General features: G+C 53.2%; 10 protein-coding genes and 3 pseudogenes. 3 read left to right on the forward strand and 10 right to left on the reverse strand.

Features of this window, described 5'->3' with window-relative positions; all coding sequences use genetic code 11:
- Positions 1–7: 7 nt before the first annotated feature.
- The 7 genes and pseudogenes from lepB to D3H35_RS10560 form a co-directional block, all read right to left on the reverse strand.
- The gene (gene lepB, locus D3H35_RS10530; protein ID WP_119149114.1) at positions 8–712 is read right to left on the reverse strand and encodes a signal peptidase I; all 705 of its coding nucleotides are present in this window, start codon (positions 710–712) and stop codon (positions 8–10) included.
- Positions 713–743: 31 nt separating this feature from the next.
- Positions 744–1,499, reverse strand: a complete 756-nt coding sequence (locus tag D3H35_RS10535) for a class I SAM-dependent DNA methyltransferase (protein ID WP_119149116.1) — start codon at positions 1,497–1,499, stop codon at positions 744–746.
- A gap of 298 nt (positions 1,500–1,797) precedes the next feature.
- Positions 1,798–2,889 (reverse strand): sulfate ABC transporter substrate-binding protein, encoded by a 1,092-nt coding sequence (locus tag D3H35_RS10540; RefSeq protein WP_119149118.1) that lies wholly within the window; start codon positions 2,887–2,889, stop codon positions 1,798–1,800.
- A gap of 48 nt (positions 2,890–2,937) precedes the next feature.
- Positions 2,938–4,001: pseudogene (locus tag D3H35_RS10545) on the reverse strand (sulfate/molybdate ABC transporter ATP-binding protein).
- A gap of 18 nt (positions 4,002–4,019) precedes the next feature.
- Positions 4,020–4,814: a sulfate ABC transporter permease subunit gene (locus tag D3H35_RS10550; RefSeq protein ID WP_119149120.1), complete on the reverse strand. Its 795-nt coding sequence runs from the start codon at positions 4,812–4,814 to the stop codon at positions 4,020–4,022.
- Positions 4,811–5,617, reverse strand: coding sequence for a sulfate ABC transporter permease subunit CysT (gene cysT, locus D3H35_RS10555; protein WP_378125142.1), 807 nt, complete (start codon positions 5,615–5,617; stop codon positions 4,811–4,813). Before cysT ends, D3H35_RS10550 begins: the two co-directional genes overlap by 4 nt.
- Before the next feature lie 526 nt (positions 5,618–6,143).
- On the reverse strand, positions 6,144–6,773 hold the full coding sequence (locus tag D3H35_RS10560) for a YigZ family protein (RefSeq protein ID WP_119149124.1): 630 nt from the start codon (positions 6,771–6,773) through the stop codon (positions 6,144–6,146).
- 239 nt (positions 6,774–7,012) lie between these two features.
- Here D3H35_RS10560 and D3H35_RS10565 point away from each other — a divergent pair, with 239 nt between their 5' ends.
- On the forward strand, positions 7,013–7,447 hold the full coding sequence (locus D3H35_RS10565) for a Dps family protein (RefSeq protein WP_119149126.1): 435 nt from the start codon (positions 7,013–7,015) through the stop codon (positions 7,445–7,447).
- A 119-nt stretch (positions 7,448–7,566) separates the two neighbouring features.
- Here D3H35_RS10565 and D3H35_RS10570 read toward each other — a convergent pair whose 3' ends face one another.
- Positions 7,567–8,916 carry a glucose-6-phosphate isomerase gene (locus D3H35_RS10570; RefSeq protein WP_119149128.1) on the reverse strand — a complete coding sequence of 450 codons (1,350 nt, stop codon included), beginning with the start codon at positions 8,914–8,916 and terminating at the stop codon, positions 7,567–7,569.
- A gap of 312 nt (positions 8,917–9,228) precedes the next feature.
- Here D3H35_RS10570 and D3H35_RS10575 point away from each other — a divergent pair.
- Positions 9,229–10,110, forward strand: a pseudogene (locus tag D3H35_RS10575) (NAD(P)-dependent oxidoreductase); the annotation flags it as partial.
- A gap of 93 nt (positions 10,111–10,203) precedes the next feature.
- Positions 10,204–10,530 (forward strand): annotated as a pseudogene (locus tag D3H35_RS32250) (PilZ domain-containing protein); the annotation flags it as partial.
- A 163-nt stretch (positions 10,531–10,693) separates the two neighbouring features.
- On the opposite strand, the gene D3H35_RS10580 reads toward D3H35_RS32250, so the two are convergent.
- Together D3H35_RS10580 and D3H35_RS10585 are read right to left on the reverse strand one after the other, a co-directional pair.
- Entirely contained in the window at positions 10,694–11,419 is a 726-nt protein-coding gene (locus D3H35_RS10580; protein ID WP_119149132.1) for a ThuA domain-containing protein, read from the reverse strand.
- A gap of 29 nt (positions 11,420–11,448) precedes the next feature.
- Positions 11,449–11,733, reverse strand: a complete 285-nt coding sequence (locus D3H35_RS10585; protein WP_119149133.1) for an SIS domain-containing protein — start codon at positions 11,731–11,733, stop codon at positions 11,449–11,451.
- Positions 11,734–11,850 lie beyond the last annotated feature (117 nt).

Consider the following 11,850-nt stretch of genomic DNA (forward strand, 5'->3'; position numbering starts at 1 on the left):
CGATAATCTAATTCGAAGGGATAGCGCCTATAAACCGGCTATCATAGCTGTTGCCCCTGTTATCTCCAAGGATATAGTAGCTGTCTTCCGGTATCTGCACCTCTTCGATTGCCTCGTAATAGTCGCTTTCCGATATGTAAGTCTCCGTTACTCGTTTTCCGTTCAAAAGTAATCCGCTATCATCGAATCGGACCGTATCTCCCTCGATTGCAATGATACGATGAATTCTCATTTGATTCTCGGAACGGTAGACTACGACATCTCCCTCCTTATAACGATGCGACTTCGTATCCACGATGACTCTCTCGTTATTTTCGATAGTCGGCGTCATGGAAGGTCCTGCGATAATATAACCTTTCAAGCCTACAATCGACTTCGTATCAATGATCTGTGACATAGTCATAATCGAGACAACAATGGCTAGATAGACGTACCATCGATCGTAGAATCTATTCGCAACCGTTTTCACTCGATAAGAGTAAACGATGGATTGAATGATAGCGTAGCCGTACACAGCAAAACCGGCAGCTATTACCGCCAACAGCGCCCCAAATGAAAATTTAATCAAGAACAATAGTGGGGGATATAAAATATAGGTCGTTAGCAACAATACTCCGGCTTTACGGATCTGTCCGTTATAAAATTGGCCAAGCCCCGGGGTAAACAGCGACAAGAATCCCGCGACTAATGGCCGCCTCTTGCGTTCTAACATGGAATCGTGCTCCTCTTCATTCTCTATCTTACTATAATCTCTTATTGGTAGAGACCGGCTTCGTCCCCTTAAAAAACAGAAACAACGGTATTCTCATTCTTCGTTCATAAGTTTCGGCATTATGAAACTGCTCTGCGCGGGGCTTGGATTCCCTTAGACTTTCAATGGCAAAGCCCGCTTTCCGCAGCGCATGAAAATAATCTTCTATCGTCCGGTGATATTTGATCGCTTTGCCGCCAAGCCATTCCTGTTCGCGGATACCCGAGTGGAAGTAGTTGTCGACGACCCAATCCTGCTTCATGCCCTCCGGTCGGGCTATTCCAAAGGAAGAAGTCATAACCGGATGCTCTACCGAAAAAATAAAGGAGCCTCCATGAGCCAATGACCGATGCACTTTGCTAAAAACCTCATCGATTTCCGGCAAATAATGAATCGCCAGTCTGGAAATGATTAATTGATAGGAAGCTTCGGGAGAGTTCCAGTCTTCCATCGAAGTATGAACGACTTTTCCATTCGTGCGATTCATTATTTTCTTCGACTCTTCCACCATGTTGGCCGATCCTTCGACACCGGTGTACGAATAGGCTCCCAAATCCAGCAAATCCAGTCCAAAAGCTGCCGTGCCGCAGCCTAAATCCAGAATGGAATGCCCTTTGACGTCGCTCAACAGCTCCAGAAAAATAGGCTTCTCAATCGTATCGTTCGCATTTTCCGCCCAGTTTCTACGTTCGAGGTATTTTTGGAAATTTTGGTCGTCATCGTAGAATTGATAACCTTTGTAGCTCATTGGACCCTCCGATCTAATTAAACGCTGCGGCTGGAGTATTTTTACTTAAATCCGCCCTTTTTCCACGCCAAGCAGTACAATATCATAGTTGACACCCACTGACTAGAGTGCGGAAAAAATCCAATTTCGCCTGAGCAGCCTGCAAATCGCGATTCGATGCACTAGTAAATGGAAAAAGCCTCGTTTCCCTTTCCCGGGTACGAGGCTTTTTCTGCAATTCGGTTTTGACTTGTTTATCTTTCTACACGGTGCCCGTTTCCGATCTCCAGAGCCACTTCGCACAATGGCGTAACTCCTGTTACTTCCCGGCCAGAACTTGATACCAGACGCCGCGCTTGGCGTACAAGGTCTCGCGGACTTCCTTCCAGCCGCCCAAGTAATGGATGTCGAATAGCTCCTCGGGCTGCGGATAATCCGCCTTGAGCTTCTCCGCCAGCGCGGGAAGAACGGGACGAAAGCCGTGCTTGGCGAATAACTGCTGAGCCTTCTCCCCATGCAAAAAGGCAACGAACGCATCGGCGGCTTCCCTTACTCCGTGACGATCGGCATTGCGCTCGACGACCGAGGCCGGGTTCTGGATCAGGATCGTGCTGCTCGGTACGACAATGTCGTAATTCACGCCTTTGGCGATGCGCGCAAGCAGCTCGTTCTCGTAGGTGACAATGACGTCGCCGACTCCGTATTCGAAAGCAGCCATGGATGCGCGGCCGCTCTTATCCATCGACTCGATATTGCGGTGAACGGCGGCAAGGAACGCTTTCGCGGCGACCGGATCCTTCGCTCCCGTCTCTTTCTCCGAACGTTTAAGACCTGCGCCGTAAATGGCGTTAATGTCCCATTGCGCTCCGCCGGATGTTTGCGGATTCGGATAGAGCACCTTGACTCCGTCGCGCGTGAGATCGTCGAAATCTTTGATGCCGAGCGGATTTCCTTCCCGCGTACCCAGAACGACGATGGAATTCGTCACCATGCCGCCGTCGGCGCCTTTTTTCCAAGCGTCGCTTGTGAGGCCGGCTTTCGTAATTTTGTCCATATCGCCTTCCATTGCCAGAAGCGCCACGTCGGCTTGAAAGCCTCCGACGATCGCGCGCGCCTGAGTTCCGGAAGCTTCATACGATTCCTGGAACGTGATATCCTGTCCTGTCTTCGCTTTCCATTCCTCTTTGAAGGCGGGCAAAATATCCTGGAGAGCGTCCTTGGCTACGGAATAGGCTCCGATTACGAGCGTCGTTCCACCCTTGGAACCGCCGACTCCTTCGTCGTTCGAGCCGCTCGCTTGCTCGCCGTTGTCCGCACATCCCGCAAGCAGCAGGATAATCAGCAAAAAAACGGCGTAACGGGCGAACCCGGTATTTTGGCGTAAAGTTGGGGGTCTAACTCCCGGATGCATTTCAAATCCTCCTCACGGTGCCCTCGTGGGCTTCCGTTCCGACGACCGTTAAATATGAACGGGCATCGGGTCTTCCTTCAGCTTGTTCTCCATAATCCAGCTGTCGCTGTCGTTGAACAAATACGCCCGGTGAATGAGCACTTGAATTTCTTCTCCCGGTGCAGCACTTCCTTCTCAAGCGAACGGTACGTCACCAGCTTCGATTCGCCGACTTCGACCTCCACGAGCCATTCGCTGCCGCGGAAATGAACATGGCGCACCTTGCCAGCAGCCGTAGCGGACAAAATCGGGAATTCGTTCGGTTGCCCGAGCTCGACGTACTCCGGACGGATCAATGCCTTCGTGCCCGGCCAAGCGGACGCGCTCTCGAACCCGCGCAGCGATGCGACGTTTTCCACGATCGTCGACTCTCCTATGAAACCTGCGACGAACGGGGTTTCCGGGTTCTTGTATATTTCCCAAGGGGTGCCTTTCTGTTCGACGCGCCCCTTGTTGATGATCATAATTTCGTCGGCCACTTCGATAGCTTCGTCTTGGTCATGAGTAACGAAAATCGACGTAATGCCCAATCGGTCGATCATATCGCGCAGCCATGAACGAAGCTCCTGACGGATTTTTGCGTCGATTGCCGCAAACGGCTCGTCGAGCAGCAGCAGCTGCGGCTCAGGCGCGAGGGCGCGGGCAAAAGCGACACGCTGCCGCTGTCCGCCGGACAGCTGGTGCGGATAACGCTTCTCGAACCCTTTGAGCCCGGTCAGCTCCACAAGCTCGGCGACTCTCGCCTTAATCTTTTCCTTGCTCCACTTCTTCACTTCCAGACCGAATGCGATGTTGCCTTCGACCGTCATATGCTTGAACAAAGCGTAGTTCTGGAAAACGAAGCCGATGCCCCGCTCTTGCGGCGGCAAATCGTTGACGCGCTTGCCATGGAATACGATGTCTCCGGAATCCGGAGATTCGAGGCCGGCCAGCATGCGAAGAATGGACGTTTTGCCGCCGCCGCTCGGTCCGAGAAGACCGATGAGCTGCCCTTTGACAATAGAAAATTCCACATCGCGAACCGCTTGAAATTCACCGAACTTCTTGTTTAATCCGCGCACTTCAACATGCATAACCAAGCACCCCTTCGATTAGCTTTCTTTCCGGGCTTTCGCCCATTCCATGAACAACAGCAAGGCTATCGATCCAGCCGCCAGCACGAGCGCCACCGCGTTCGCCGACGTCAGGCTGAAATTCTCAACATCTTGATAGACGAGCGTGGTCGCCGTCTGGGTTTTGAACAGAATATTGCCGGATACGACGAGCACCGCTCCGAATTCCCCGAGGGAACGGGCTACCGTAAGGACGATACCGTAGACGACGCTCCATTGAATGGACGGCCAAGTAACTCGCCAGAAGGTCGTCCAGCCGTAAGCGCCTAGCGTCGAAGCCGCCTCTTCCTGCTGATGGCCGATTTCTTGCAGCACCGGCATCACCTCGCGGATAATAAGCGGGAACGTCACGAACAGCGTTGCGATGATCATTCCCGGCAGAGCATAGACGATATCGATGCCCGCCTTGCCCAGCATCGCTCCGATCGCCGTCTCCGGCCCGAGCATAAGAACGATCATAAGTCCCCCGATAACCGGCGATACCGCGAACGGCAAATCGACGACGCTGTTGAGCACTTGCTTCAGCTTCCTGCCGAGCCAAGTGGCCCGGACGAGATACAGCGACAGCATGACTCCGAATAAAGCGTTAATTATCGTTACGATTACGACGATTAGCAATGTCATATAAAGAGCGTGAAGCGCCTCCGGTCGCGTTACTCCCCGGGCAAAACCGCTCCAGCCCTCATCCCAAGCTCCCATCGCGATCCGCACGAGCGGGGCGACGAGCAGCAATCCGAACACAACGACGGTTAAGCCAATCCATAGTTTTCTCATGAGCCCTTCCTCCGCATCTGCACGTAGTTGACAAACCACAGGATGAGGAAGGAAAGCGTGAGGAGAAGGACGCTGACGGCCGCAGCCCCCGTAGAGTTGTCGCTCTCGATTTCGCCGAAAATATAGACGGACGCGATGAGCGTCTTGCCCGGAATGTTGCCCGCTACGAGCACCACCGCTCCGAACTCGGCAAGCGCTCTGGAGAACGCCAGCATGGCGCCGCTCAGAATGCCGGGAAGCATATTAGGCAAAATAACCCGCCAGAAGGTCTTGGCCTTCGTCGCTCCGAGCGTATATGCAGCCTCTTCTTCCGAAGCCTCCATCTCCTCCAGCAGCGGCTGAACCGCCCGGATAACGAAAGGGAAGGTGACGAAGATCATCGCGATGACGATGGCCGGCTGATGGAACAAAATCGTAAAGCCGAGCCTTTCCGCCCACTGACCGACCCAGCTGTTCGGCCCGAGCAGCAGCAGTACCATCAATCCCGCCACCGCGGTAGGCAGTGCGAACGGAAGATCGACCAGGCTGTTAAGCAGCCGGCGGCCGGGGAACCGATACCGAATGAGAACCCAGGCGGACATCGTACCGACAGCGATATTGATCACCGTAGCGATCAAGGCCATCTGGACGGTTAAGCTTACCGCCTTCCAAGCGAGCGGCTCCGTAACGTTGTCGACGAATACGGTCCAGCCCCCGGACAGCGACTGTCCGTAAATTCCGAGTATCGGCAAAACGATTAATACGATAAAATAGAGCATGACTGCGCTGCGGAATCCAAAACTCCACCAGCGGCTCTGCAGCATGGAACTCACGTTGTCGTGTACCTCCTGAGCCTGCAGCCGTTAGCAAACGGCATAATTCCTATTAATTTAGTAGGTATTAATACTTTACCAGAAGACTGGTTTTCTCGTCAACGAAATTTGGCGAATGAGCGTCCCTTTTTATAAAAAAATCTAATATAAATTATTCAGGCCGCTTATGGGCGGTGCTGCAAACGAAGATTTTGCCGTACGGAGAGAGACGTGAGTGACTCGGGAAAATAAGGCGATTGTTTCGTCTTATTCGCAGATACGCGATTCCCACGTTCGTCCAGTAGCCGCTAACGAAAATAAGGCGATTGTTTCGTTTTATTCCGGACACCCCAGCCGTATCGAAAGAGATAAGACGATAAAATCGCGCTATTCTCGAGCATTTTGGCGAAAATGGGCGGATTAGCAAATATAAGGTGGAAAAATCGTCTTATTGGACGAACTTTCAAGCCTACTAGGTAAATAAGACGAAACCTTCTTCTTATTCCCGAAGCCCCGTTGCGACGGTGCGGCTGAACCTCTAATCCTCCACGAAGTAACTGGCTTCCCCCGTCTCGAGATTAGCTTGGCCTTGCGTCACATCCGTGATCCAGGCGCGGAACCGATCCGCTTCCCCTTCTTCGGGCAAGCATAGAACCCGCACCCGATCGGTGAACGCGACGTCCTCGACTCGCATTCCCCTTTCCCTCAGCACGTTCTCCAGCTTACCGTACCATGTATAATCGACGTCTATCGTCACTTCCCGCCGCAGCACCTTCACGATCGTTCCCGCACCGTCGATTCCCGCGACAGCTCCGTCCGTGTAAGCCCGCACCAGGCCGCCCGCGCCCAGCATAATTCCTCCGAAGTAACGGGTGACGACAACCGCGACATTTTTCAAGCCTCGATGCTTGATGACCTCAAGAATCGGTTTGCCGGCCGTCCCGCTCGGTTCTCCGTCGTCCAGCGCCTTCTGCCATTGGTCGCGCTCTCCCACCACATAGGCGGAGCAGTTGTGCGTGGCGTTCCAATATTTTTTCTTCAATTCTTCAATGAAGGCGACCGCTTCCTCTTCCGTCTCTACCGGCTTCGCGTGACCGATGAAGCGCGACTTCTTGATGACGATTTCCTGCATGCCGAATTCCTTGACCGTCGTGAATCTTGCGAGCAAAAGCGAACTTCCTCTCCAACCGTGATTTTTCCCATCATATCACAAAACGACCAAAGCAGTCCCCGATTGAAAACCGCATATCCGCATATCGGTTGGAGCATCCTTATGTTGTGCTCGACTCTCTGTTTCAAAACGCTTCATTTAGTTTATAATAAGTATTATATTAGAATTATTATTGTTTAATAACATCCATCGTGCTACAATGAAAACATGAAATCCAAACGAGAGGTGAGCTTATTATGGAATTAAACCAACGCATCAACAAACAAATCGCCGACTGGAACATTATGTTCGTTAAGCTTCACAACTTTCATTGGTATGTGACCGGAGAGCAATTTTTCACCCTGCACGTCAAGTTCGAGGAGCTTTACAACGAAGCGGCGCTTCATATCGACGTTCTCGCCGAGCGTCTGCTCGCTCTTGGAGGCAAGCCTCATGCCACGATGAAAAAATATTTGTCCGAATCGACGATCGGGGAAGCGAGCGGAGAGGAAGCGGCCAGAGATATGGTCGCCGCAATCGTGGAAGACTTCGGCCAGCTTATCGCCGACCTGAAGGAAGGAATGTCCGAAGCGCAAGAAGCGGGCGACGAAACGACCGGCGACATGCTGCTCGCCATTCATTCCGGGCTCGAAAAGCATGTCTGGATGCTGAAATCTTACCTCGGAAAATAAAAAGCTTTGCCGAAGCGCTGCCGGACGTTGGTTCGATTTGTCTCGGCCATATCGTTAAACATTAAGGGGCTATCCCTAGGGTCAATGCTGACCGCCTGGGATAGCCCCTCTTCCATCTATTACAGACGTGCTTCGAGCGCTTTTTTCTGTTCTTCGAAGCCCGGCTTGCCGAGCAGCGCGAACATGTTCGTTTTGTACGCTTCGACGCCCGGTTGGTCGAACGGATTGACGCCAAGCAGATAGCCGCTCACGCCGCACGCGATTTCGAAGAAATAAACCAGGTAGCCGAACGTGTAAGGAGACTGATCCGGCAATTGGACGATCAGGTTCGGAACTTGGCCGTCCGTATGCGCCAGCAGCGTTCCTTCGAACGCTTTTTTGTTGACGAAATCGAGCGTTTTGCCGGTCAGGAAGTTCAGGCCGTCCAGGTCGTCCGGATCGCTCTTGATCGTAATTTGCTCCGCAACCTCGCCCACTTGAAGCACGGTTTCGAAAATAATCCGGCTGCCTTCCTGAACGAATTGCCCCATCGAGTGCAAATCCGTGGAGAAGTCGACCGACGCCGGGTAAATGCCTTTGTAATCTTTGCCTTCGCTCTCGCCGTAAAGCTGCTTCCACCATTCGGACACGAAGTGCAAGCCCGGCTCGTAGTTGACGAGAATTTCGACTCCTTTGCCCTTGCGGTACAAGCAATTGCGAACGGCCGCATATTGATACGCCTCGTTCTCTGCGAGGTTTGGGTTATTGAAGCGGGTTGCGGCATCCTGCGCGCCCTTCATCATCGATTCGATGTCGATGCCGGCCGCGGCAATCGGGAGCAAGCCGACGGCGGTCAGCACGGAATAACGTCCGCCTACGTCGTCTGGAATAACGAACGACTCGTAGCCTTCGGCGGTCGCAAGCTTCTTCAAGGCGCCGCGTTCTTTGTCGGTCGTCGCGTAAATGCGTTTGCGGGCGGCTTCCTTGCCGTATTTGTTCTCCAGCGCTTCGCGGAAAATACGGAACGCGATAGCCGGCTCCGTCGTCGTCCCGGATTTGGAGATGACGTTGATCGACCAGTCTTTGCCTTCGAGCGCTTGCAGCAGGTGCGTTACGTAAGTGGAGCTGATGTTGTTGCCGGCAAAAAAGATTTGCGGAGTTTTCCGTTGTTCCTTGGAAAGCGTGTTGTAGAAGGAATGCTGCAGCATTTCGATCGCTGCACGGGCTCCAAGGTAAGAACCGCCGATGCCGATTACGACCAGCGCATCCGAGTCGGACTGGATTTGCCGAGCCGACTTCTGAATGCGGGAGAACTCTTCCTTATCGTAATCGAACGGCAGATTGATCCAGCCGAGATAATCAGACCCGGTACCCGTACCGTTATGTAATTGCTCGTGAGCCAGCTTGACGGCAGGAGCGAGATTGTCAACCTCGTTTTGACCAACGAACTGCAACGCCTTGGAATAGTCGAACCGAATGCTTTTACTCACTGCTTAAATCTCCCTTCTAAATGACCGCTGTGTTTGTGCACGCGTGCACACTAGTCTTAGAATACTTAAAAAATGGTTGCGGCACAAGCGAATCGAGCGAAATAGAAGCGGTACGATCGGGGATTTGACACCGATTCGCACCGTTTTTGCAACAGGTTCTTCTAATAAAGACGTTCTCTTCTATTCGCCGCTTAAAACAGCTCGAATTTTTAATGCATTTGCGCGTCGCAGCGCCCACACCCTATCGCTGCTTCGTTCCGAAGCAGCGCTATGCTATACTAAGCTCAATCGCGCAAAGGGGAGGTTCCGGAATTGAATACTATCGGATTTATAGGACTCGGCGTCATGGGAGGTCCCATGGCCGCCAACTTGCTTCGCAAAGGCTATGCGGTCACCGTGTACAACCGGACGCCCGGACGGACGGAAGAGCTCGAAAAACTGGGGGCCGATGTCGCGGCCTCCATCCCGGAGACGGTTCGCTCTGCCGATGTCGTTATCTCCATGATCAGTAACGATCAGGCCATCGAACAAATTTATTACGGCGAGAACGGCGTGCTTGCGGCGTTGAAGCCCGGTACGACCGTCATCGACAGCAGCACGATTTCGCCGGCGCTCGCCAGACGGCTCGCTAACGATGTCGCCGCCCAATTTTGCGATTTCATGGATGCGCCCGTTACGGGAAGCAAGCCGGCAGCTATCGAAGGAACGCTGCTGTTCATGGTCGGCGGATCGAAGACGACGGTAGCCGCTCACCGCGAGCTGTTGCTGGCGATGGGCAAGGAAGTCATTCACGTAGGAGACAGCGGCAGCGGCGCGGTCGCCAAGGTTGCCCACAATACGATCGTCGGCATCAACGCCGCCGGATTGATCGAAGGGATGGCTATAGCGGCGAAGGGCGGGCTTGACGCTTCTTCCTTCCTCCGGATTGTCCAATCCGGAGGCGCAGCCAGCAAGCAAGCCGATTTGAAAGGCAACAAAATTATCGACCATGATTTCAGCGTCCAGTTCTCGTTGGACCTCATGCTCAAGGATCTGAAGCTCTCCGCCGCCCTGACGGACGGACTTGGCGTATCGACCCCGATGCTGGAAGCCGCGAAAAGCCTGTTCCAGATCGGACAAGCTTCCGGATACGGAGAGCTGGATTTGGCTGCGTTGGCGCGCGTGTACGAGGAGTGGATCGGCATGCGCATCGGCAACGTCGCCGCAGCTCCTTCGTCCTCAGCCGAAGAGGAGCTGGCGGCCGCTTCCTCGGCCGCGGAGTACATATCCGAGAAGGAACGCCGTAAAAAAGCCCGCCTGTCCTTGGAAATTCCAGTCATGCTGTCCATTTACCAATGGCTCCAGGAAGGCTCGTTTTCCGGACAATCTCTGCCGGGTTATATCCGCGACGTCTCCGAAGACGGGCTGCAAATCTCATCCGCTTCGCCGCTGGAGAAGGATATGTTCGTCATCGTGCATCTGCCTCCGGAAGCCGGACTTCCTCCGATGACCGCGCGAATTATCCGTATCGAAAAAGAAAACGGGATGTTCAAATACGGCTGTCTCTTGACCGCTCTTTCCCTCTATCAGCGAATTCAGCTGAAGGAGTATATCGACAGCAAGCTGCCCGATTAATCCGTGTAGCAAAAGCAAGAGCCTGCCGGGCGTCAGTGCTTCGGCAGGCTCTTGCTTATTAACGCTGAACAAGCGCTATTCGGTTGTGCGACGGATCTTCGATCAGCCGCCCGCCTTCGTAAGGCTCGACCGAAATTCCCGCCGATTTTATTCGAGCACGCCCTTATTTAGCTTTGATCGGCTCCAACGGTGCCGTATTTCCATAGAAAGGCGCTGCGGTTTGACTTGGCGCTGCCCATTTGACTCCATTGGAGATGACTTTCAATATATCGTTGTTATAGTAGGTTGGGTACGTTTCGTGACCCGGACGGAAATAAAAGATTTTCCCTCTACCGCGCGAATAAGTGACTCCGCTGCGCAGCACGTCTCCGCCCTCAAACCAGCTAATAAAAATCAATTCATCCGGCACGGGAATATTGAAGTGCTCTCCATACATTTCTTCCTTGGGCAGCTCGATGAACTCCCCGATTCCTTCGGCAATCGGATGAGACGGATCGATGACCCAGAGCCGCTCCTTCTCGTCCGCCTCGCGCCACTTCAGTTGGCACGTTTTGGTGCCCATCAGCTTATTGAAAATTTTCGAGCAATGCCCGGAATGAAGCACAATCAAGCCCATTCCGTCCAATACGCGCTGCTGCACCCGATCGACGATGTCGTCCCGCACCTCGTCATGCGCTCTGTGCCCCCACCACAACAGCACATCCGTCTCATTCAATACCTCTTCCGTCAGTCCGTGCTCGGGCTCGGCCAGCGTAGCCGTTCGAATAGAGAAGCTTTCATTGCGAATGCCCGCCGCAATCGCGTTATGAATTCCTTGCGGATACACTTCGGCGACAGCCGGATTCACAACCTCATGCACGTATTCGTTCCAGATCGTTACTCGAATCATTGATTTAACCTCCCGGTAAAATAAACGAATTATTGCGCGCCGCCGTATGCTTCCTTGAGAGCGGTCACCATCGTATGCATGCAAATAACGTGAAAATCTTCTATCAGTTCATAGGGAGCGGTCGGAGCCATGACGCACACATCGGAATGGCTTTTGAGCTTGGCGCCCTTCGGACCGGTCAGGCCGATGACGAGTGAGCCTTGCTCTTTCGCCCATTCCACCGCTTTAATAATGTTCGGCGAGCTTCCGCTGGCGCTGATCGCTACGACGACATCGCCCGGATTGTAGAAATTGATCAATTGCTCAAGAAACACATCCTCGTAAGCCGAATCGTCCCCATGCGGTCAGCGCCTCGACATTGTCCGTCAGCGCAATCACTCGCGGCCTTCTTCCCTTGGAATGACGTTCAGATCTGCGGCAAAATGACTTGC

The organism is Cohnella faecalis, assembly GCF_003570905.1.
GTDB lineage: Bacteria > Bacillota > Bacilli > Paenibacillales > Paenibacillaceae > Cohnella > Cohnella faecalis.

Coding starts and splice junctions, on each gene's coding strand:
- D3H35_RS10535 (WP_119149116.1), bottom strand. CDS start 1,499: ATGAGCTACAAAGGTTATCAATTCTACGATGACGACCAAAATTTCCAA.
- cysT (WP_378125142.1), bottom strand. CDS start 5,617: ATGCTGCAGAGCCGCTGGTGGAGTTTTGGATTCCGCAGCGCAGTCATG.
- lepB (WP_119149114.1), bottom strand. CDS start 712: ATGTTAGAACGCAAGAGGCGGCCATTAGTCGCGGGATTCTTGTCGCTG.
- D3H35_RS10540 (WP_119149118.1), bottom strand. CDS start 2,889: ATGCATCCGGGAGTTAGACCCCCAACTTTACGCCAAAATACCGGGTTC.
- D3H35_RS10565 (WP_119149126.1), top strand. CDS start 7,013: ATGGAATTAAACCAACGCATCAACAAACAAATCGCCGACTGGAACATT.
- D3H35_RS10580 (WP_119149132.1), bottom strand. CDS start 11,419: ATGATTCGAGTAACGATCTGGAACGAATACGTGCATGAGGTTGTGAAT.
- D3H35_RS10550 (WP_119149120.1), bottom strand. CDS start 4,814: ATGAGAAAACTATGGATTGGCTTAACCGTCGTTGTGTTCGGATTGCTG.